The sequence below is a fragment of the Marinobacterium mangrovicola genome, from assembly GCF_004339595.1.
GTDB classification, from domain to species: Bacteria; Pseudomonadota; Gammaproteobacteria; order Pseudomonadales; family Balneatricaceae; genus Marinobacterium_D; species Marinobacterium_D mangrovicola.
This window is the reverse complement of sequence record NZ_SMFU01000008.1, coordinates 485,997-507,927: the sequence shown is the minus strand read 5'-3', so window position 1 is coordinate 507,927 and position 21,931 is coordinate 485,997. Positions and strand designations below refer to the sequence as shown.

Genomic DNA, 21,931 nt, shown 5'->3' with positions numbered 1-21,931 from the left:
GTTACAGCTCTCCAAACATTAATGCGGTCAGTAAGAAATCAAGCCCAAGTACCGCCAGGGACGAAAACACTACAGTCCTGGTGGTGGCCTGGCTGATCCCTTCAGAAGTAGGTATGCAGTCATATCCCTCGAACACGGCGATCCAGGTGACGACGAAGCCGAAGACCACCGCCTTGATCACACCGTTGAGTACATCAGCGCGGAAATCGACCGCCTGCTGCATGTTGGCCCAGAACGAGCCATCGAAAATCCCCAGCCATTCCACGGCAACCAGCGCGCCGCCCCAGACACCGACCACTGAGAAGATAATGGTCAGAATCGGCATCGAGATAAAACCGGCCCAGAGGCGCGGCGCGATGATGCGACGCATCGGATCGACACCTATCATCTCGAAACTGGCCAGCTGCTCAGTGGCCTTCATGAGGCCGATTTCCGCAGTCAGCGCCGAGCCCGCGCGACCCGCAAACAGCAGGGCCGTCACCACCGGGGCGAGTTCTCGCACCAGGCTCAGGGCGACCATCTGCCCCACCGCCTGCTCAGAGCCGTAATCGACAAGAATGGTGTAACCCTGAAGGCCGAGCACCATGCCGATGAAACCGCCAGAGACGACGATAATGATCAGCGAAAGCACGCCCACAAAGTAGAGCTGCTTGATCAGCAGCGGAAACATGGTGATCGGTTCCGGGCGGGCGATCAGCGACTGCATCAGCAGCTGCCCGGCACGCCCAAACGCGGCCAATCGCGACAGGCCGCGATGGCCCAGTGACTGAATCCAATCCAGCATCTATCGAGATCCCTGTAACAGTTGCTGCAGATAATCCGGCGCGGGGTAATGGAAGGGAACCGGACCATCCGGCAGCCCCTGCATAAACTGGCGAACCTGATCGGATTCCACAGAAGCCAACTCTTCGGGAGAGCCCTTGGCGATCACCCGGCCATCGGCAACGATATAAACATAATCGGCAATACTCAGTGTTTCGTTGATATCGTGAGATACCACGATACTGGTATGGCCCAGCGCCTGGTTCAGGCGGCGGATCAGATTCACCAGCACGCCCATGGCGATCGGGTCCTGCCCGGTAAAAGGCTCATCGTACATAACGATATCCGGATCCAGAGCGATGGCGCGGGCCAGCGCCACACGCCGCGCCATGCCGCCGGAAAGCTCGCTGGGCATCAAATCAGCCGCGCCGCGCAGGCCCACAGCCTGAAGCTTCATCAGTACCACGTCGCGAATCATGTCGGCGGACAGATCAGTGTGCACACGAATCGGGAACGCGACGTTTTCAAACACGCTCATATCCGTGAACAGGGCGCCGCTTTGAAACAGCATACCCATGCGCTCGCGGGCAGCGAACAGCTCACTACGCCCAAGTGTCGGGATGTTATCGCCATCGAGCAGGATCTGACCGGCATCAGGCTTGAGCTGACCACCGATCAGCTTCAGCAGGGTGGTTTTACCGGTACCCGAGGGCCCCATGATCGCCGTCACCTTGCTGCGGGGAACCTGTATATCGATACTGTCAAAAATGGTCCGCGATCCGCGGCTGAATGTCATAGCCCGGATATCGATAATATTGTCGCTGAGAGGGTCCATATACCTGCCTTAGAAAGCCTCGCGTTCAGTTCCTTCTGGCCCGTAGCGAGGGCAACGCAGTGGAGTTGGAAGCCGGCAAATATACCACTGGGGGGCTAAAAACGAAACTAAATCCCATTCTCAGCCGGTAGCCGGGTGTGCCCCCGGGACAGCAGTGTTGTAAACTCTTGGCCTCGACATTTAACTGCCCCTCAGAGAGATTGAGTTACCCATGTCCGATTTCGACTTCCTAAGCGCCGGCACCCGCACCATCGAATTGGAGCTGGACGCGGTCAATAGTCTGCTCAACCACCTGGATGAGCGTTTTTCCCGGGCCTGTGAATTGATGCTCAACTGTCGCGGGCGCATTATCGTCACCGGCATGGGTAAATCCGGCCATATCGGCAGAAAGATCGCCGCGACGCTGGCGAGCACCGGTACACCCTCTTTCTTTGTACACCCGGGTGAAGCCAGCCACGGCGACCTCGGTATGTTTACCAGCGAAGACGTGGTCCTGGCCCTATCCAACTCAGGCGAAACCGCCGAAGTTGTTACGATTCTGCCGCTGATCAAGCGTATGAAAGCGCCATTGATCAGCATGACTGCGAAGCCGGAGTCGACACTGTCACAGGCTGCCGATGTCAGCCTGCATATTCAGGTTGACCGTGAGGCCTGCCCGCTGGGGCTGGCCCCCACCTCCAGCACCACTGCCCAACTGGTGCTTGGCGATGCTCTGGCGATCGCCCTGTTGGAGGCTCGCGGATTCAGCGCTGAGGATTTCGCATTTTCACACCCGGGTGGCGCTCTCGGTCGCCGCCTGCTGCTGTTGGTTGACGACATCATGCATACCGACAGCGAAGTACCCAGCGTCGATATCAACACATCGATCCGTGACGCACTGCTGGAAGTCACCCAGAAGCGCCTCGGTATGACCGCGGTCACCGATACTGACGGCAGTCTCGTCGGCATCTTCACAGATGGCGACCTGCGCCGTACTCTGGACCAAGAAATCGACCTCAAGCAGAGCGCAATCAGCGAGGTAATGACCGCCGACTGCACCACGATCCGCGCCGGTATTCTCGCTGCTGAGGCACTGCAGATTATGCAGAGCCGCTCAATCAACGCGCTGATCGTCGTTGACGAAAACAAGCGCCCCGTAGGCGCTCTCAACATGCACGACATGCTGAAAGCGGGAGTCATCTGATGCTGGACAATCTATCTACCGAGCAGCTCGCCAAGCTTAAAAAGATTGGCCTCGTGGTCTTTGACGTGGACGGCATACTTAACAGCGGCCAGCTCAATTTCCTCGCCGATGGGCGTGAGATCAAGTCGTTCAGCATCCTCGACGGCCTGGGGATCAAGCTGCTGCACAAGGGCGGCATCAAGAGCGCTATTATCACCGGCCGTCGCTCACCGCAGGTGGAACTGCGCGCCGAAGCCCTGGGTATCAATTACCTGCGACAGGGCCGCGAAGATAAGCGTATTGCGCTGGAAGAGCTCTGGCAGGAAACCGGTTTTGACGCCGCATCCACAGCATACATTGGCGATGACCTGCCGGACCTGGGTGCGATTCGCGCAGCCGGCTTCGGCGCTACCGTACCCAACGGTCACTGGTATGTTCGCCAACACGCCGACTGGGTCAGCAGCACCCCCGGCGGCCAGGGCGCAGGACGGGAAATCTGCGAGCTGATTCTCGCCGCACAGGAGAAGCTGACGCCGATTCTCGAGGAGTACCTCTGACGTGCTAACCGCAGGACGCCTCAGGCTGCTGATCGCACTGCTGATTATCACCCCGTTCCTGGTCTGGTGGGGGCTGGGTGGCAACACTATGCCTAAAACTCCTGTCGTTCGAGAGGAGACCAACTCCACCTACGATTTCTTCATGCGTGATACGGAGTCTCGCTACTGGGGGGAAGATGGCAGTTTTCAGCGCAGCTGGGAAAGCAGTGAAATGCATCACTACCCTGCCCGCAACGCCAGCCAGCTGCAGCAGCCGGTCGCCCATATGCCCCAGCAAGAAGGTGGGACATACAAAATACGGGCCAATGAAGGCTGGATCCTGGATGACCAGAGCGAGATACAGCTTGCAGGCGATGTTGAGGTTAACCATAATCCGCAATCCGGGCCCGGTTCAGTGATGGCCACCAGCACGCTGAACGTCTTCCCGCAAACGAATTATGCAGAAACCGATGCGCTGGTCACCCTGACCCGCAACGGTGAGCAAACGGAAAGTACAGGCCTGGAAGTTTACTTCGACGAGCGCCGAGTGGAACTGCTTTCAAATGTACGGGGACGATACAATGCGCCTTAACCTGAACATCCCAGCCGTGATCTGCAGCCTTGCATTCTGGCTGACATCACCGGCCATGGCGCTTCCTGAAGATTCATCGCAGCCGATCCACATCGGCGCAGACAGCGCCAGCATGAACGACCGTACAGGCGTCACCACCTATCGCGGCGATGTGGAAATTGTGCAGGGTACAATGAAGATCCGCGGCGATCAGGTCGAACTGTTCCGTGATGCCAACGGCGAAGTTAACCGTATCGTCTCGGTTGGCCGCCCGGCAGAGTTCGAGCAGCAACCCAAGCGCGATGACCCGCTGACGCACGCCTACGGCCAGCGTATGGAGTACCTGGTCAATCAAAAGCAGGTCACCATCACCAAAGAGGCTCGCGTCGAACAGGGCAAAGACGTCTTTACCGGCGAACGCATCGTGTACAAAATGGATCAGGCCATTGTTGATGCATTCAGCAGCGAAAGCGGTGACCAGCGGGTTCAGATGGTGATTCAGCCGAAACAGGGCGGAGAGGAATAATGCAGCTGGAAGCCCTGCACCTGGCCAAGAGCTACAAGGGTCGCCAGGTGGTGAGTGATGTATCCCTGGAAATCAGTAGCGGCGAAGTAGTCGGCCTGCTAGGCCCCAACGGCGCAGGCAAAACCACCTGTTTCTACATGATCGTGGGGCTCGTCAAGGCAGATCACGGCCAGATACGTATCAATCAGGACGACATTACCCGCCTACCTATGCATGGGCGTGCACGTCGCGGTATCGGCTACCTGCCGCAGGAAGCATCGATCTTTCGCAAACTCAGCGTCAGCGATAACTTGCAGGCGATCCTTGAAACACGCAAGGATCTGGACAATGCACAACGCAAGGCCAAGCTCGAGGAACTGTTGGAAGAGTTCCATATCACCCACCTGACCAAGAGTCTGGGGATGTCCCTGTCCGGTGGTGAGCGGCGCCGCGTTGAGATCGCCCGCGCGCTGGCAACAGAACCCAGTTTTATCCTGCTTGATGAGCCCTTCGCCGGCGTCGACCCGATCTCTGTAGGAGATATCAAGCAGACGGTACGCCACCTGCAGGACAAAGGAATAGGCGTGCTGATCACGGATCATAATGTCCGCGAGACACTCGACATCTGCCAGCGTGCCTATATTGTAAGTGATGGAGGCATTCTCGCTCAGGGTAATCCGGAACAGATCCTGGCAAACCAGCAGGTGCGCCAGGCCTATCTCGGCGAGCAGTTCAGGCTCTGAATGATCAGATCCCTGACCGAGCGCCGAACAAACCGATTCAGTATCAGTCTATCGCGTAATATATGAAGCAATCGTTACAGCTAAAAATCGGTCAGCAACTCACCATGACGCCGCAACTGCAGCAGGCCATCCGCTTGCTGCAGCTCTCGACGCTGGACCTGCAGCAGGAGATCCAGCAGGCACTGGAGAGCAACCCGCTGCTCGAGGTCAGCGAAGAGGAGAACGAACTCCCCGGCAGCGATGACGGCAACGAGCGCGATAACACCCAGGAAAAGCCCGAGGCTTCCGATAGCAGCGACTCCGAGCGCGAAGAGAGCTATGAGGACACGCCCGAAGACAGCTGGAGTGAAGACATCCCCTCCGAGCTGACCACCGATAGCTCCTGGGACGACACCTACCAGGCCACACCCGCCGCCTCAGCTCCTGCCAGGGATGACGACTGGGAGCCAGGCGATAACGATACTCGCGACGAAACGCTTCAGGACCATCTGCTCTGGCAGCTTAACCTGACGCCAATGAGCGAGGGTGACCGACTGGTCGCCGAGTCAATTATCGACGGCATAGAGCCGGACGGTTACCTGACACTATCCGCCGATGAACTGCTCGAGCAGTTCGTTAACCAGTATCCGGAAGAGTTCGCTGAAACCGAGCTCGATGAGATCGAAGCGGTACTGCATCGCGTACAGCAGTTTGACCCACCCGGCGTTGCCGCCCGCGACCTGAGCGAATGCCTGGCGATTCAGCTGCGCCAGCTACCCAGCGACACTCCATTCTTGCAGGACGCACTGCGACTGGTCTGTGAGCACCTGCAACTACTTGGCAACCACGACTATAAAACGCTGCTGCGCCGCATGCGGGTAAAAGAGGATCAACTGCAGGAGATCATCCGCCTGATCCAGTCGCTGAATCCCAAGCCTGGTGCCATGATCAACCCGAGCCAGTCGGAATATGTCATTCCCGATGTAGTGGTTACCAAGATCAAGGGCGAGTGGGTGGTTAACCTCAACCCGGACGCCGCACCCAAGCTGCGCATTAACGCCCAGTATGCCGATCTGATCCGCCGCGCCGATAACAGCGCCGATAACAACTTTTTGAAAAACCATCTTCAGGAGGCGCGCTGGTTCCTGAAGAGCCTGCTGAGCCGGAACGACACCCTGCTCAAGGTGGCCACCGAAATCGTCGCCCGCCAGTCCGACTTCCTCGAACACGGCGAAGAAGCGATGAAACCGATGGTGCTGCACGACATTGCAGAAGCGGTTGAGATGCACGAATCCACCATCTCTCGCGTCACCACTCAGAAATATATGCACACCCCGAGAGGTATCTTCGAACTGAAGTACTTCTTCTCCAGCCACGTCAGTACCTCTGATGGCGGAGCCGCCTCCTCCACCGCTATCCGGGCATTGATCAAAAAGCTGGTTTCAGCAGAAAACCCAGGCAAACCGCTGAGCGATAACAAGATCGCTCAGCTGCTCGATGAACAGGGAATCAATGTGGCCAGACGTACCATCGCAAAATATCGTGAAGCGATGGCAATTCCGCCTTCTAATGAGCGTAAGCGTCTGGTTTAATTGAAGTGGAAAGCACGATAAAAAAGCGTGCATTGTGACTAGGAGAAAACGTATGCAGATCAACATCACTGGCCATCATGTCGAACTGACCGATGCCCTCAACGACTATGTTCGTACCAAGTTTGACAAACTGGAGCGCCACTTCGATAACATCACCAACACCCAGGTGACTCTGAGCGTTGAGAAGCAGCGTCAACAGGCCGAAGCCGATCTTCACCTTGCCGGCGGCCAGATTTTCGCGACTCACGAACACGACGATATGTATGCAGCCATCGACGGACTGGTGGATAAACTTGATCGCCAGATCATCAAGCACAAGGAAAAGATGAAGGCGCACAAATAAACCGAAAACCGGACGCTCCTGTCAGATAATGAACTTAACTGAACTGCTGAACGAATCGCGCATTCTCTGTCACGCCGATGTCGTTAGCAAAAAAAGAGCCCTCGAACTGGCCAGCGACACCCTCGCTGGCCAGTCTGCTAATCCCCCTTCGGAAGAGATCTTCTCCGGCCTGCTGAACCGTGAACGACTCGGCAGCACCGGTATAGGAGACGGCGTGGCGATCCCGCATTGCCGACTGGCCAACTGCACTTCAGCCGTTGCCCTGTTGATGACGCCCGCCACACCGATCGATTTCGATGCCATCGACAATAAGCCGGTGGATCTGCTCTGCTTCCTGCTGGTACCTGAAGACGGTGCCGAGGAGCATCTGCAGACCCTCGCGGGGCTGGCTGAACTGTTCAGCCAGAGTGATGTGAGGGACAAACTGCGTAGTTGCGAAAGCAATGCGGAGCTCTACTCCACCTTCATCAAACTTGCGGAGACTTTGGGGGCTTGATGAAACTGGTCGTTATCAGCGGCCGTTCAGGCTCTGGCAAGAGCACGGCCCTGCAGGCGCTTGAGGATGTAGACTTTTACTGCATCGATAACCTGCCGGCACGCCTACTCCCTGACCTGATTGAACAGATGCTGGACGATCCGGAACATCCGGGCCGTCTGGCAGTCAGCGTCGACGCACGTAATCTGGTCAGCAACCTGCATGCTTTCCCCGACATCATCGGTGAACTTTCGAAACGCAGCGATCTTAGCTGCGAGATACTTTACCTGGATGCAGCAGAACCTACGCTGATCAAGCGCTACAGCGCCACGCGACGCAAACACCCACTGTCGACCAGCCAATCTGGCCTTCAGGAAGCGATCAGCTACGAGCGCGAACTACTTGAACCGATCGCCAGCCTCGCAGATATTCGCGTCGACACCACCCGACTAACGCTTTACGAACTGCGGGACACCATCAAACTGCGCATCGCTCAGCGTAGCGAGCAGAGCCTGTCGGTTCAGTTCGAGTCCTTCGGATTCAAGCACGGCGTGCCGCTGGATGTGGACTTTACCTTTGACGTGCGTATGCTCCCCAATCCTTACTGGATTCCAGACCTGCGCGGTTACACCGGCCAGGACCAGGCGGTCATCGAGTTCCTCGAGAACTCACCGGAGGTACCGCAGCTGATCGGCGATATCCGTGATTTTCTGGAGCGCTGGATTCCACTGTTCAAACAGAATAACCGCAGCTATATCACAATCGGGATCGGCTGCACCGGCGGCCAGCATCGCTCTGTCTACATCGCTGAGCATCTCGCTGGTCATTTCGGCCAACTTATGGATAATGTTCACGTCCGTCACCGCGAACTGACCTGACAGCCGCCCGCCACCAGGAAACCCGATGATCGAAAAACAACTAACAATCATCAATAAACTCGGCCTCCACGCCAGGGCCGCAGCCAAGCTGATCAATACCACAGGGCATTTTTCCAGCGAAATCAAGATTGAGAAAGACGGCCGCCAGGTAGATGGCAAAAGTATTATGGCCGTCATGATGCTGGCCGCATCCAAGGGCACCGACCTCACCTTTCTGATTTCTGGTGAAGATGAAGACCAGGCGCTTGAGGCTATCGAAACCCTGATTAACAACCGCTTCGACGAGCCCGAGTAGATCCACCGCCCTCCCGCGCCGCTATACTTTCCGTTACACCCGACACCCTCCAAGAGCGCAGCGATCTTCCCGGCATGAGCAACCAGCCCGACAAAAACAACACCCTCGAACAACTCAGCAGCGCTCTCGACAGCGGCGAGTTGAAGCGTATGCGCTTCATGCTGAATAAAGGGCTGAGGCCGGTTGAAGCCGCCAAGCTGCTGGAAAAGACGCCTCCGCGCGAACGCCAGATTCTATGGAACCTGGTCAGCAAGGAAAACGAGGGTAAGGTACTCCAGCACCTGGGCGACGACGTCCAGGCTGATATCGTCAGCCGCATGGATGCCAGCGAGCTGCTTGCAGCCACCGAGGGGCTGGATTCGGACGATATGGCCGACATGATGCAGCAGATGCCGGAACGGCTGATGAAAGAGGTTCTGCGCATCATGGATAAGCAGAACCGCAAGCGCGTCGAGAAGCTGCTCTCCTACCCGGAAGATACCGCCGGCGGTCTGATGAACACCGATACCGTCACCATCCGCCCGGATATCACTGTTGAAACGGTGCTCCGCTATCTACGCCGCCACAGCGACGTACCCCAGGACACCGACAGCCTGTTTGTGGTCAGCCGCAAGGACTCGTTTATCGGGGTGCTGCCGCTGACTCGCCTGCTGACATCAGACCCTCAGGTAATGGTGCGCGAGATCATGCGCACCGAACAGGCGGCGATCCCCGCCACCCTGCCGGACCAGGAGGTTGCCCGTCTGTTCGAGGACGAGGATCTGGTCTCGGCGCCGGTAATCGATGACAACGGCCGCCTGCTGGGCCGAATCACCATTGATGACGTGGTCGATGTGATTCGCGAGGACGCCGACCACTCGCTGATGAGTATGGCCGGCCTCGACGATGACGAGGACACCTTCGCACCAGCATTTCGTACCACACGCCGACGCGCGGTCTGGCTCGGGATCAACCTGATTACCGCCTTTATTGCCTCAGCGGTAATAGGGCTGTTCGAAGACACCCTGGAGCAGGTTGTCGCCCTGGCCGTACTGATGCCGATCGTCGCTTCCATGGGCGGCATCGCCGGCAGCCAGACCCTGACATTGATGATCAGAGGCCAGGCGCTGGGACATATCGAACGTGGTAACATTGGCTGGTTGTTTAACCGCGAACTCATCGCCGGCGCCCTGAACGGCGCGCTCTGGGCACTGATTGTTGCTGTAGTCGCGGTGATCTGGTTTGGCGATACCACCGTGGGCGTGGTGATCGCATTGGCGATCATCATCAACCTGTTGGCCGGCGCCATGGCTGGCACCCTGTTGCCCATGGCCCTGAAATCAGCGGGCATCGACCCTGCACTGGCCGGCAGCGTTCTACTTACGACCATCACCGATGTGGTGGGCTTCTTTGCATTTCTGGGTCTGGCGACCCTGTTTTTTGGTTAGGTTTATGAGCAACGTTAACGATAAGCCGGGCTTCGAGTCCGACGAAGAGGATTTTGGCCCAAGCCGCAGCCAGGTCAAACGGGAGATGGAAGCGCTGCAGGAACTGGGCAAACGGATCACCGACCTGCGCCCCGATCAGCAGGCCCAGGTTCCCATGGGAGAACGCCTCGCAGAAGCGGTAGCAGAGATGAGCCGCATCAGCGCCCACGGTGCCCGCAAGCGCCACCTGCAGTTCATCGGCAAGTTGATGCGTACCGAAGATGCAGATGCGATCGCCGAAGTACTGGAACGGTTCGATTCAGCCTCATCCGCCCACAACCAGCATTTTCATGCCCTGGAGCAGTGGCGTGATCGCCTCATCGATGGCGATAACGATGTGCTGCAACGCTATATCGAAGAACATCCGCAGGCTGATATTCAGCACCTGCGCCAGCTGGTGCGCAACGCCAAAAAAGAGCGCCAGCAGAACAAGCCGCCCGCCCAGGCACGCAAACTGTTCCGCTACCTGCGCGAGCTTAGCGAGAAAGGCTGAAACTGCCTGATAAATAACACTCTAGTAACAAAAACGATTAACAGCGATCACGCCGGTGCTGCCAGACCGGCATCTGCTCACGCTGCCGATGCAGCCCGGGCAGATCAATCTCCGCGAGCACTATGCCTTCGCCAGTTTCATGACAGCCGAGCACCTCGCCCCAGGGGGACAAGATCATCGAATGCCCCCAGGTGAGTCGTGTTGGCGTATGCTGGCCACCCTGGTCAGCACCCAAGCAGTAACACTGAGTCTCGATCGCTCTGGCCCTGAGCAAAACCTCCCAGTGGGCCTCACCGGTCACGGCAGTAAACGCGGAGGGTACCAGCAGCACTTCGGCACCCAGCTCGCGCAGTCGCTGATAATGCAGCGGAAAACGCAGGTCATAACAGATACTCAGACCCAGCACACCGATCGGTGAATCCACTACCGCCACGTCATCGCCGGGCTCGAATCTGTCCGACTCTCTATAACGAGATTGGGCGTCGCCCACATCCACGTCGAACAGATGACGCTTGTCGTAACGAGCTACAACATCTCCGCTATCATTCACCACCAGCATGCGGCTGCGCACCCGGCCATCCTCGATCAAACTGCCATCAGGACGATCGATAGCCGGCAAGCTGCCTGCCACTATCCAGATACCCAGGCTGCGCGCCTGTTCGGCGAGCCAGGTCTGAACCGGCTGGTCACGATATTCTGCCTCTGCCAGAGAGCGAGCCAGGCCGCTATCAAACAAGGCGAAGTTTTCCGGCAGCAGCGCCAGCCTGGCGCCAGCCTCGGCGGCCTGCTGAAGCAAATGCGCTGCTCGCTCTAGGTTGGCGGCCAATGCCGACGTGGAAACCATCTGAATGACTGCGGCTTTTGTCATGGCAAGCCAATCTCCCTCTCTGGCGGTGGCGCGGTATCCAGCTCTACCTTCGGGTCACCCCAATCGCCGCTCAGGTGATAACCCAGTGTAGTCACCTGCTCCAGCTTATCACCAATCAGCTTGTCGATTAGGAACACCGCACCGGCCACCTGAGGCGCCCCCAGCAACACGGCCGCAAACGGCACATTACTGGTCAGCGGCAGCACCACGTCGATATCCTTATCAACGGTTTCATTATTAAAATCGATACTGCCGGAAGCCCGGAGGTTGGCGGAAGGCCCTTCCATCAACAGCGGCGTTTCACTGCTGGCAACGCCATTATCGAAACGATAATCGGCGGCAAGACGATCAAAGGCGACGCCCTTATCCACCAGGTCACTAAAGTCCAGTCTCAGACGACGCCCCAGCGTGTTGAAGTTCAGAATGCCAAAGACACGCAGCAAATTAGCGCTGTTGCCGGACTCGATCAGATGACCATCTTTCAACAACAGCTGAGCGGAGCCATCCAGCGTTGCGGCATTAATCCCCCAGGGGGCGCCCTGCCACTCCAACTGCAGATCTGACTGAACCAACTGACTATCAAGGGTCTTATCCAAACCCCAGAGTTCCAGCTGTCTGCCAATATCCTGGCCTTCAACCTTTAACGTCAGGCCAGTGTGTTCCGCCTCGCCCTGCGCCCAGCTAACCTCACCGCGCAGCTTGAGTTGATCCATTTCACCACGAATCTCCTGCAGCTCGATTTCGCCAGCCTTCGGCCTCAGCTTCAGACTCCAGCGCCCCATCGGCATATCTTTGTAGATCAGGTCGAGTACTGACAGATCGATTTCCGGCAGCTCATCCAGCGGTAAAGCCGGCGCACTCTCGCCCGCCGATCCCGTATCGGGAACACCAGCCTCATCCGGTAGGGCTATCCGTAAACGCTCTAACGCGACCTCCACCGGCTGACCATCATTAGGCAGGATAATCTGCCCCTCTACCACGGGGCCGGCGAGCTGCAACAGCCAACCCACATCCGCGGGCTTCAGCTGCGCCTGGACATCTGTTACGGAAAACTCGCCCAGCTCAAAACGACCAATATCCAGGGCCACCTGTCGTAAAGGGCTCGCCGCGCTACCGGTATCACTCTCTGTGGAAGCACCGCCATTGGCCTCAAGGCGATCCAGCAGCTCACTGATATCACTAAACGCCAACGTCTCCAGCGCACCATCCACATAGAGCCCCTCATCAGGCCTGAGACTCGGCCTCTCCTCAGCCAGCCCACCCAACTGCAGGCTTCCACGCAGAGGGCCGTCGGAAAGATCAAACGCACCGCTTAGCAGACCACCGTAATCGAAGTCGAGTTCTGAACTAGCCAGCGGTACTCTCACCCTGAGGTTACGCTCAGCCTCTGCGGCGAGCCCAAACTCCGCCGGCAGATCCACCGTTACGCCGTTCAGTGAAGAGGTCAGTTCAAATCGGTTAACGCACTGCTGCTGACCGTTACAGAGCACCAGCAGAGCGTCGTAATTCAGCTCGCCCGATACAAGCCCCAAGACACCGACGCCGCTCCAGGTCTGCACATCGGACATTGCAGCGTCACCGGATACCTGCACAGTGGTGATGCCTGCCCGGGTGTCGATCCGCCCGCTCACATCACGCCCAAAAGCCCGTGCCGCCAGATTGTCACTATTCAGGCCCTGGTCCATGGAAAAGCTGATATCACCACTCAGATCGCTCAGTTGAAGACGCAGCGAATTCGACGCCAGCTCTCCCTGACTCAGACGGGACTGAACCCAGACGCCCGGCTGCAGATTTTGTCCTTCCCGATGTACCACCGGCACCGCAAGACGCAAACCTGTGGATAAATCACCCGCTAACCGCCAGTCGTCCATCCCCTCACCGATTCTTTCTCGCAGTGGCTCCAGAGCCAGGACGGTATTCAGATCGCTGGCTGGCCCTTCAAGCTGAAACGCCAACTGCAGCTGGTCATCGTGCAGTGGCTTATATGCCCAGCCAGACTCTACACGCGTATTCATTAGCTGACCGCTACGTACATCTGCGCGCAGATCACCGTTATGGATATACAGGAAGAGGTCCGCATCAGTGACTTCAGGCCACTGGGGGTCATAATCCAGACGAGCCTCATCGATATCGAAAAATAGCTGTACTGTGGGTGGTCGACGCGGTTCCATTGTACGAGTGCCACCATGCAGTACTAAACCCGCCTGACGTACGTGGCCAGCCTTGATCGCCCGCCCCAGCCATTCATGCAGCCCCTGTCCGACCTCGTGGGCGGGAGTAAAGCGCTGTGCATGACTGCCGTCACTGTCACGCATACCGATCATCAGCGTAAGCTCGGTCTGCACCTCACGGCTGTAGGGAATATCGATACTGAAGCGCCCCTCAGCACTGACCTCATCCTCGCCGAGATGGAGTAAGCCACTGGAGATCAGGGCACCATCGGGACGCAGATGCCAGCTGACCTGCCCCTGTGCCGAATTGAAGCGCCACCCCTGCTGATACAGCTTGGGAAAATGTAACGCGAAATCATCGCTACCCAGGCTCACCCGGCCGCCGTCGATATTTGCCTCTACCAGACCGGAGATCCCTTCTATAGAGGGTGCTCCGTAGTAAGCCTGCATACTCAAGTCATCTGCGTCAGCCTCTGCCTGGAAAGCCCTAAGGGGTGCTCCCGTCTCCCAGCTCAAATCAATATTGGCCAAACGGCCCGCCGGTGATATTTCGCTTAGCGCCTCTACCACCTTTTCCGGCAGTATCGGCTGCTCAACGAGCAAAGCGTTCAGAGACCCAAGCTCTAACTCTGGTATCAATAGATGGCTTGGCTGAAAACCCTTACCTTCAAGGCGCCCTTCCAGGGCCAACTGCGGCAGATCGAACTGCTTGCCGGCAGAGTTCAGGTGAACATTGTTCAGCTGCAGTTGATACTGAGCATCTGCAAGCGGGAGCAGGGCAAAATCCAGCGTGCTGTTGCTGAGCTGAACCGCCTGTTCCGCTTCACCATAGAGAAGATCTCCTACCGCAAGCCGGCCCTGGAGTTGGTTAAGCTTGCCGTGACTCCAGCGCCCCCAGAATTCGGTACCGGCCCTTAGCCGGCGCAAAGGCAACTCTAGCTCCGTCAGCGTCAATAGCTCAGGGCCGAGCGAGTCCAGCTTGAGATAAAAGGGATAATCACCCTGCAGAGGATCGGTCGGCGTCCCCTGAAACTGCACGGCAAACTGCAGCCGGGTATCCTCACCCAACGCAGCAATGCGAAGGCCACCACTAAGCTGATGTTCATCGCCCACATTTTCCAGCAACCCATCGATGCCATTAAGCTGGCGCGGAGCCCCCTGCTCCGGTTGCAACACCAGGTTTGCATCCTGGATGCCGACCTGCGGCTGACTCAGCAACAGGTTAAGCAGCCTGCTCCATCCAGCCTCACTCATCCCACTACTGGCTTGTGCACTATCCGTTTCGCCAAGGCCCGGCCGATGTAACCAGTTACCGTCCTGCTGACGCCAGTGCCCCCGCGGTGCAATAACATCCAGTTGCTGAAAGATGGGCTGCCAACTCAGCAGTGAGCGCCAGGGATCCAGCTTCACATCGATGCGGGCGATCTCCAGACGAACTTCCGCCCCTGCATCTTCCGAACTATTCACCCGCAACTGATGCAGGGTCACACTGGGAAAGTAACCATCCCAGCGAGCATCAAGCGAGGCAATGCTCAATTCGACACCCAGCCGGCTGCCAAGATAGTCAGCGATATCTTCGCGATAACTACCCAGCTGCGGCAGCGCCAGGCGCAGCCCGATCAATAGCAGCCCCAGCAGCATAGCTGCCATGAGGCTCCACCAGAGCAGGTGTTTGACCGAGGCTTTGATCATGAAAGGAGCGCGTCCTTAGCGCAGAACAACGTCGAAGTGTTCCGGGTTGTACATAGGCTCAACCTGGAAACGGATGGTTTTCCCTATAAACATTTCCAGTTCAGCCACGTGATCCGAGGCATCATCAAGCAGATAGTCCACCACCCGCTGCGCGGCCAGTACCAGATAGGAATCGGTGTCATAAGCACGGTGCTGACGCAGGATCTCGCGGAAAATCTCGTAGCAGACGGTTTCGGGCGTACGGATAGAGCCGCGTCCCTCGCACTGCTGGCAGGGCTCGCAAAGCACCTGCTCCAGGCTTTCCCGCGTGCGCTTGCGTGTCATTTCTACCAGGCCCAGCTCGGACACACCGGTCACCTTGCACTTGGCATAGTCCTTTTCGAGGACCCGCTCCAGCGTACGCAACACCTGACGCTGATGATCCACATCCTCCATATCGATAAAGTCGATAATGATAATGCCGCCCAGATTACGCAGGCGCAGCTGACGCCCTATAGCGGTGGCCGCTTCCAGGTTGGTCTTGAAGATGGTCTCTTCCAGGTTGCGATGCCCAACAAAACCGCCGGTATTCACATCCACGGTGGTCATCGCTTCGGTCTGATCGAAAATCAGGTAACCACCGGATTTGAGCTCAACCTTGCGACCCAGCGCTTTCTGCACCTCCTCTTCCACATTGAAGAGGTCGAAGATCGGGCGCTCGCCCGGATAGTACTCCAGCTTGTCTTCGATCTCAGGCACCAGGGAACGGGAAAAATCGATCGCCTTCTGAAAGGTCTCGCGGGAATCGATGCGGATGCGCTCTACGCCAGCATGGGCCATATCTCGCAGGGCACGCATGTTCAGCGGTAGATCCTCGTATACCGTTGCCGGCGCTTGCACCTTCTCGATCCGTTCCTGGATATTGCTCCAGAGTCGGCGCAAAAACTGGATATCAGACGACAATTCGGCGCTACTGATACGTTCAGCCACCGTGCGCAGAATAAATCCGCAGCTCTTTTCATCACTGCCATCTTCTTCGGTGAGTTTCTGAATCAGCCCACGCAGGCGTTCACGCTCCTCGGCATCCTCGATCCGCTGGGATACGCCGATATGAGAGCTGCCAGGCATCAGCACCAGGTAACGGGACGGGATAGACAGATGGGTGGTCAAACGGGCGCCCTTGGTGCCGATCGGGTCCTTGGTCACCTGCACCAGCAGCGACTGCCCCTCACGCAGCACCTGAGCGATAGACAGATTGGTACGGGGCTCTCCCGGCGGGGTCTGATTCTGATCGACCACCTCGTCCACATGGATAAAGGCGGCACGCTCAAGACCGATATCCACAAAGGCCGCCTGCATACCGGGCAGCACTCGTACCACCTTGCCCTTGTATATATTGCCGACGATGCCGCGGCGCTTGACGCGCTCCACGTAGATCTCCTGCGGCATACCGTTTTCGATCACGGCGACCCGTGTTTCCATCGGCGTAAAGTTGATCAGTATCTCTTCACCCATGCCGCTCCCTTAGCCGTCAGGCAGTAACGTCCGGCTTCTGCCAGATCTCTATATTGAATTCTTTTAGTATGGCCGCTGTTTGTGCCAATGGCAGCCCCACCACAGCGGAGTAGCTGCCGTTAATCGACTCGACAAACACGGCTCCCAGACCCTGGACACCATAGCTGCCCGCCTTGTCTGCGGGCTCTCCCGTCGCCCAGTATGTGCGGGCCAGGTGTTCGGTAATCGGCGTGAACGTCACTTCAGTTGTGACGACCTGGACCTGGCAATGTTCCCCTTGGGCAACGGCAACCCCGGTCATCACCTGATGGCGCCGCCCGGAGAGACGCAACAAGGTGCGCACTGCATCTTCTTCATTCAGGGGCTTGCCAAGAATCTCGTCATCTAGAATGACGGCGGTGTCGGAGCCCAGTGCAGGCAGATCAACGCCGGCAGCACTATATCCCGCCTGCGCTTTTTCCAGTGCAAGACGCGCCACGTAATCTCGCGGTGCTTCCGCTGCGCGAGGGGTTTCATCCAGGTCCACCGGCTGGATGATCAGGTCGATACCGATCTGGCCCAGCAGCTCTCTGCGCCTTGGGGAAGCTGAAGCGAGTATTAGCTGTGCCATGTTGATCTCCGTGATGCTCTGCTTACCCTGACCGAGGTCAGGCTATGCGGAAAAGGCGTCGAACATTACGCAGTAAAAGGAAGAGCCAGGGCCAGACCAGGGCACTGACTGCAGCGGGCAGCAAAAACAGCAACGAGTCGCTGGTTGTTCCGGTGATGCCCTGCATCCAGTGGAAGAGTAACTGATTGATACCGACCAGGACCAGAATAAGCCCTGATTGCTGCCAGAGAGGGAACATCCGCATCCGCTTGTACAGAACCAGCACCAGGAACGCGATGATCGTCATCGAAAGCGCATTCAACCCCAGCACCGAACCACGCACCAGGTCCATAACCAACCCAAGCAGAAACGCACTGCCCACGCCGATTCGATGCGGCAGCGCCATCACCCAGTAGATCAACACCAGGACCACCCAGGCGGGCCGCGCCCAGATCAGCATGTCAGGCATCGGAATCTGGCTCAGCACCAGACCGATAATAAAGGTACCAAAGATGATCAGCCCGCCGCCGGCGCGCTCCTCACTCACTGGCGACCTCCGCCGGGATCTCCTTCACCTGGGGTTTATTACCCACCAGCAACAGATGACGGCTTTTATCGAGCCGAGCAGACGGCCGTGCGCGCACCTGGACAAACTGCTGTCCGGGATCGCGTACGACTTCACCGACGATACCGACAGGGTAACCGCGCGGGAATCGGCCACCCAACCCGGAGGTCACCAGCAGATCACCCTCGCGAACGTCAGCCGTATCAGGGACATGTTCAAGCTCCAGCTCACCCAACACGCCCTTACCGAGGGCAATGGCACGAAAACCGTTTCGGTTGACCTCTACCGGGATTGCGGCGCGAGCATCGGTAATCAACATGACTCGGGAGGTATAGTGAGACAGCGATACCACCTGCCCCATAACGCCACCGGCATCAAGCACCGGCTGACCATCATAGACACTGTCTTCAGAACCGTGGTTGATGATCACTTCATGCTGGAAGGGGTCAGGATTGACGCCGATAAGCTCCACGAGGCGCACCGGCTCGTCGACACGCTGACCGGCATCCAGCAGCTCGCGCAGACGGATATTTTCGGCCATCAACGACGCGTTCTGCTGCACCTTGCGCTCCAGCTGCAGCGCTTCGGTGCGCAGGCGTTCGTTATCGCTGAGCAAGGTGGTACGGGAAACGAGCACGCCCGACAGATTGTCGGCCGCACGGGAAGGCAGATCCACCAGCCACTGCAGCGGCGTTACCACCAGAGACATCCAGGCACGTCCCTCGCGCATCTTTGACCAGTTCAGGTCAGAGACAATCAGCAGTACCGCAAACAGTATCAGAACGACAAAGAGGGCACGCGGTGCCCCCCCTCTAAAAATAGTCTTGATAACAGACCTCCGGTTTTGACTTCATGCCGCCGACACTCCCGTCGACGGCCAGTCGAAAACAGGTCACATGTTATTATTCGTAAGTCAGCAGCTCGAACGATTGCTTATCCAGCATCTCCAGCGCTTTACCACCGCCACGGGCTACACAAGTCAGCGGCTCTTCGGCGATCACCACCGGCAGACCGGTTTCTTCGCTGATCAGGCGGTCGATGTTGCGCAGCAGTGCACCACCACCGGTCAGCACAACACCGTGCTCGGCGATATCTGCCGCCAGTTCCGGCGGGCACTGTTCCAGTGCACTTTTAACCGCCTGCACGATGGAGGAGAGCGGCTCCTGCAGCGCTTCGAGAATCTCGTTGGAGTTCAGCGTAAAGCTGCGCGGAATACCTTCAGCCAGGTTGCGGCCACGCACGTCGATCTCGAACACTTCCGAGGTCGGATAGGCGGTGCCGACTTCCTGCTTGATCCGCTCGGCAGTCGCCTCACCGATCAGGCTGCCGTAGTTACGACGCACATAGGTGACAATCGCCTCATCGAAACGGTCACCACCTACACGTACAGACTCCGCATAGACGATACCGTTCAGTGAAATGACGGCAATTTCCGTAGTACCACCACCGATATCCACAACCATGGAACCACTGGCTTCATCCACCGGCATGCCGGCACCGATCGCTGCCGCCATCGGCTCTTCGATCAGGTAGACCTCGCGGGCACCGGCACCGATGGCCGATTCCTTGATAGCACGACGCTCAACCTGGGTGGATTTACACGGCACACACACCAGCACGCGCGGGCTAGGCGTCAGGAAAGAGTTATCGTGTACCTTGCTGATAAAGTACTGCAGCATCTTTTCGGTCACGTGGAAGTCGGCAATAACACCGTCTTTCATCGGTCGGATGGCAGTGATGTTACCCGGCGTGCGGCCGAGCATACGCTTGGCGTCCGCGCCTACCGCGGCAACCGATTTCTGGTTTCCATTAACGCGAATCGCAACCACAGAGGGTTCGTTAAGGACGATATCCTGATCACGTACATATATAAGGGTGTTAGCGGTGCCCAGGTCGATGGACAGGTCACTGGAGAAAAGACCACGGATTTTTTTGAACATGAGAAGCGGATACCCTGAGGTTTGCCATTTGGCCGCCGCGGGGAGAAGTAGGGTCCGGGCGAACTTACTGGCCACAAGTCCTGAAAGGCGATAACTCTAACAATGGCGGGGATTTTGGGCAAGGAACAAATGTGGTAACTTAACCGGCTTCTAATTCCTATCCCGAACGTTTAGACAGCGAGAAGCGGACTTATGTCTCTGGACCGATCCGACGTAGAACGTATCGCCCATCTGGCACGCCTCCAGATCGATGAAAGCGATATCCCCGCCTACACCGAAAACCTCTCCAACATCCTTAATCTGATCGACCAGATGCAGCAGACGGACACCAGCGGCGTGGCCCCTCTGGCCAATCCACTGGACGCGGTTCAGCGTCTGCGGGCCGATGAGGTTACCGAGGGTAACCAGCGCGAAGCGCTGCAAAAGGCAGCTCCCGCGGTCGAAGACGGCCTGTTCCTGGTCCCCAGGGTGATCGAGTAATCCGGCCTCAGTTTTCAAGGAATAGTGAATCATGTTTGATAAGACACTGGCCGAGCTGGCGGCAGGCCTGCGCAACGGCGACTTCACCAGCACTGAGCTGACTACAGCCTGGCTGGAGCGCATCAAGGCCGAAGACAGCAAGTACAACAGCTACATCACCGTGACCGAAGAGGAAGCGCTGGCACAGGCGAAGGCCGCTGACGAAGCGATCGCCGCCGGCACCGCTGGCCCGTTCACCGGCCTGCCGATCGCCCACAAGGACCTGTTCTGCACCCAGGGCGTGCGCACCAGCTGCGCATCCAAGATGCTGGATAACTTCATCTCCCCCTACGACGGCACCATGGTGGCCAAGTTCAAGCAGGCCGGCGCGGTCATGCTGGGCAAAACCAATATGGACGAGTTCGCCATGGGCGGTTCCAACGAGTCCAGCTACTACGGCCCGGCCCGTAACCCCTGGGATACCGACCGTGTACCGGGCGGTTCCTCCGGCGGTTCTGGTGCGGCTGTCGCTGCACGCCTGGCACCGGCCGCTACCGGTTCCGACACCGGCGGCTCCATTCGCCAGCCGGCGGCCCTTTGCGGCATCACCGGCCTGAAGCCGACCTACGGCCGCGTATCCCGTTACGGCATGGTGGCCTTCGCCTCTTCTCTGGACCAGATCGGCCCCATGGCCCACACCGCAGAAGACTGCGCCATGATGCTGAACGTGATGGCCGGCTTCGATCCGATGGACTCCACCAGCGTTGACCGTGAAGTACCGGATTACACGGCAACACTGAACGAGCCGCTGGCCGGCCTGAAGATCGGCCTGCCGGCAGAGTATTTCACCGATACTCTCGATGCGAAGGTTGCCGAACAGGTGCGCAACGCCGTGGCCGAGTTCGAAAAGATGGGCGCCACTGTGAAAGAGGTCAGCCTGCCGCGCACCGAGCTGTCGATCCCTGCGTACTACATCATCGCTCCGGCTGAAGCTTCGTCTAACCTTTCCCGTTTTGACGGCGTACGTTACGGCTACCGCTGTGAAGACCCGAAAGACCTGGAAGACATGTACAAGCGCAGCCGCGGCGAAGGCTTCGGTGAAGAGGTTAAGCGCCGCATCATGGTGGGCACCTACGCGCTCTGCGCCGGCTATTACGACGCCTACTACAACAAGGCGCAGCAGATCCGCCGTCTGATTCAGCAGGATTTCGCCAAGGTACTGGAAGAGGTCGACGTCATCATGGCGCCAACCACGCCGCACCCGGCGTTCAAGATCGGCGAAAAGAGCAACGACCCGGTCAGCATGTACATGGAAGATATCTACACCCTGTCGCTGAACCTGGCTGGTCTCCCAGGCATGTCCGTGCCCTGTGGACAGGTTGATGGCCTGCCGGTCGGTCTGCAGATCATCGGCAACCACTTTGCCGAAGCGAAGCTGCTCAATGTGGCACACCAGTACCAGCAGGCGACTGACTGGCATAAACAGGCACCGGCTGGCATCTGAGAGGTTTGACTACG

At 57.9% G+C, this 21,931-nt stretch carries 23 protein-coding genes; 14 read left to right on the top strand and 9 right to left on the bottom strand.

Annotated elements, in window-relative coordinates:
* Nucleotide 1 precedes the first annotated feature (1 nt).
* A complete protein-coding gene (gene mlaE / locus CLV83_RS10790; RefSeq protein WP_132291722.1) occupies nt 2-784 on the bottom strand; it encodes a lipid asymmetry maintenance ABC transporter permease subunit MlaE in 783 nt (260 codons plus the stop codon).
* Nucleotides 785-1,597: an ATP-binding cassette domain-containing protein gene (locus CLV83_RS10785; protein WP_132291719.1), complete on the bottom strand. Its 813-nt coding sequence runs from the start codon at nt 1,595-1,597 to the stop codon at nt 785-787.
* Nucleotides 1,598-1,808: 211 nt separating this feature from the next.
* Between CLV83_RS10785 and CLV83_RS10780 the strand changes: the two genes are divergently transcribed.
* From CLV83_RS10780 to yjgA, 12 genes are all read left to right on the top strand, one after another.
* On the top strand, nt 1,809-2,780 hold the full coding sequence (locus tag CLV83_RS10780) for a KpsF/GutQ family sugar-phosphate isomerase (RefSeq protein ID WP_132291716.1): 972 nt from the start codon (nt 1,809-1,811) through the stop codon (nt 2,778-2,780).
* Entirely contained in the window at nt 2,780-3,316 is a 537-nt protein-coding gene (locus tag CLV83_RS10775; protein ID WP_132291713.1) for a KdsC family phosphatase, read from the top strand. The genes CLV83_RS10780 and CLV83_RS10775 overlap by 1 nt, the downstream gene beginning before the upstream one ends.
* A gap of 1 nt (nt 3,317) precedes the next feature.
* The gene (gene lptC, locus CLV83_RS10770) at nt 3,318-3,887 is read left to right on the top strand and encodes an LPS export ABC transporter periplasmic protein LptC (protein ID WP_132291710.1); all 570 of its coding nucleotides are present in this window, start codon (nt 3,318-3,320) and stop codon (nt 3,885-3,887) included.
* Complete coding sequence (gene lptA, locus CLV83_RS10765) at nt 3,877-4,392, top strand: lipopolysaccharide transport periplasmic protein LptA (protein ID WP_132291707.1); 516 nt, start codon at nt 3,877-3,879, stop codon at nt 4,390-4,392. Before lptC ends, lptA begins: the two co-directional genes overlap by 11 nt.
* Nucleotides 4,392-5,114: an LPS export ABC transporter ATP-binding protein gene (lptB, locus tag CLV83_RS10760; RefSeq protein WP_132291704.1), complete on the top strand. Its 723-nt coding sequence runs from the start codon at nt 4,392-4,394 to the stop codon at nt 5,112-5,114. The genes lptA and lptB overlap by 1 nt, the downstream gene beginning before the upstream one ends.
* Nucleotides 5,115-5,176: 62 nt before the next feature.
* Nucleotides 5,177-6,685 carry an RNA polymerase factor sigma-54 gene (locus CLV83_RS10755; protein WP_132291701.1) on the top strand — a complete coding sequence of 503 codons (1,509 nt, stop codon included), beginning with the start codon at nt 5,177-5,179 and terminating at the stop codon, nt 6,683-6,685.
* A 52-nt stretch (nt 6,686-6,737) separates the two neighbouring features.
* Entirely contained in the window at nt 6,738-7,028 is a 291-nt protein-coding gene (hpf, locus tag CLV83_RS10750; protein WP_104003400.1) for a ribosome hibernation promoting factor, read from the top strand.
* Between the two features lie 28 nt (nt 7,029-7,056).
* Nucleotides 7,057-7,524 carry a PTS sugar transporter subunit IIA gene (locus CLV83_RS10745; RefSeq protein WP_132291698.1) on the top strand — a complete coding sequence of 156 codons (468 nt, stop codon included), beginning with the start codon at nt 7,057-7,059 and terminating at the stop codon, nt 7,522-7,524.
* Nucleotides 7,524-8,381: an RNase adapter RapZ gene (gene rapZ / locus CLV83_RS10740; RefSeq protein ID WP_132291695.1), complete on the top strand. Its 858-nt coding sequence runs from the start codon at nt 7,524-7,526 to the stop codon at nt 8,379-8,381. The genes CLV83_RS10745 and rapZ overlap by 1 nt, the downstream gene beginning before the upstream one ends.
* Nucleotides 8,382-8,406: 25 nt before the next feature.
* Nucleotides 8,407-8,676 carry an HPr family phosphocarrier protein gene (locus CLV83_RS10735; RefSeq protein ID WP_132291692.1) on the top strand — a complete coding sequence of 90 codons (270 nt, stop codon included), beginning with the start codon at nt 8,407-8,409 and terminating at the stop codon, nt 8,674-8,676.
* Nucleotides 8,677-8,750: 74 nt separating this feature from the next.
* A complete protein-coding gene (gene mgtE / locus CLV83_RS10730; protein ID WP_132291689.1) occupies nt 8,751-10,103 on the top strand; it encodes a magnesium transporter in 1,353 nt (450 codons plus the stop codon).
* 4 nt (nt 10,104-10,107) lie between these two features.
* Nucleotides 10,108-10,635 (top strand): ribosome biogenesis factor YjgA, encoded by a 528-nt coding sequence (gene yjgA, locus CLV83_RS10725; protein WP_132291686.1) that lies wholly within the window; start codon nt 10,108-10,110, stop codon nt 10,633-10,635.
* Between the two features lie 37 nt (nt 10,636-10,672).
* On the opposite strand, the gene CLV83_RS10720 is transcribed toward yjgA, so the two are convergent.
* From CLV83_RS10720 to CLV83_RS10690, 7 genes are all read right to left on the bottom strand, one after another.
* On the bottom strand, nt 10,673-11,503 hold the full coding sequence (locus CLV83_RS10720) for a carbon-nitrogen hydrolase family protein (RefSeq protein WP_132291683.1): 831 nt from the start codon (nt 11,501-11,503) through the stop codon (nt 10,673-10,675).
* Nucleotides 11,500-15,366, bottom strand: coding sequence for a YhdP family protein (locus CLV83_RS10715; protein WP_132291680.1), 3,867 nt, complete (start codon nt 15,364-15,366; stop codon nt 11,500-11,502). The genes CLV83_RS10720 and CLV83_RS10715 overlap by 4 nt, the downstream gene beginning before the upstream one ends.
* 15 nt (nt 15,367-15,381) lie before the next feature.
* Nucleotides 15,382-16,860: a ribonuclease G gene (gene rng / locus CLV83_RS10710; RefSeq protein WP_132291677.1), complete on the bottom strand. Its 1,479-nt coding sequence runs from the start codon at nt 16,858-16,860 to the stop codon at nt 15,382-15,384.
* Between the two features lie 16 nt (nt 16,861-16,876).
* Entirely contained in the window at nt 16,877-17,470 is a 594-nt protein-coding gene (locus tag CLV83_RS10705; protein ID WP_132291674.1) for a Maf family protein, read from the bottom strand.
* Nucleotides 17,471-17,507: 37 nt separating this feature from the next.
* Complete coding sequence (gene mreD, locus CLV83_RS10700; protein WP_132291671.1) at nt 17,508-17,996, bottom strand: rod shape-determining protein MreD; 489 nt, start codon at nt 17,994-17,996, stop codon at nt 17,508-17,510.
* The gene (gene mreC, locus CLV83_RS10695; protein WP_279387525.1) at nt 17,989-18,795 is read right to left on the bottom strand and encodes a rod shape-determining protein MreC; all 807 of its coding nucleotides are present in this window, start codon (nt 18,793-18,795) and stop codon (nt 17,989-17,991) included. The genes mreD and mreC overlap by 8 nt, the downstream gene beginning before the upstream one ends.
* A 121-nt stretch (nt 18,796-18,916) precedes the next feature.
* Nucleotides 18,917-19,954, bottom strand: a complete 1,038-nt coding sequence (locus tag CLV83_RS10690; protein WP_104003411.1) for a rod shape-determining protein — start codon at nt 19,952-19,954, stop codon at nt 18,917-18,919.
* A 192-nt stretch (nt 19,955-20,146) separates the two neighbouring features.
* Between CLV83_RS10690 and gatC the strand changes: the two genes are divergently transcribed.
* Both gatC and gatA read left to right on the top strand, forming a co-directional pair.
* Nucleotides 20,147-20,434 carry an Asp-tRNA(Asn)/Glu-tRNA(Gln) amidotransferase subunit GatC gene (gatC, locus tag CLV83_RS10685; protein ID WP_132291665.1) on the top strand — a complete coding sequence of 96 codons (288 nt, stop codon included), beginning with the start codon at nt 20,147-20,149 and terminating at the stop codon, nt 20,432-20,434.
* A gap of 31 nt (nt 20,435-20,465) precedes the next feature.
* Nucleotides 20,466-21,917 carry an Asp-tRNA(Asn)/Glu-tRNA(Gln) amidotransferase subunit GatA gene (gatA, locus tag CLV83_RS10680; RefSeq protein ID WP_132291662.1) on the top strand — a complete coding sequence of 484 codons (1,452 nt, stop codon included), beginning with the start codon at nt 20,466-20,468 and terminating at the stop codon, nt 21,915-21,917.
* Nucleotides 21,918-21,931: the final 14 nt, after the last annotated feature.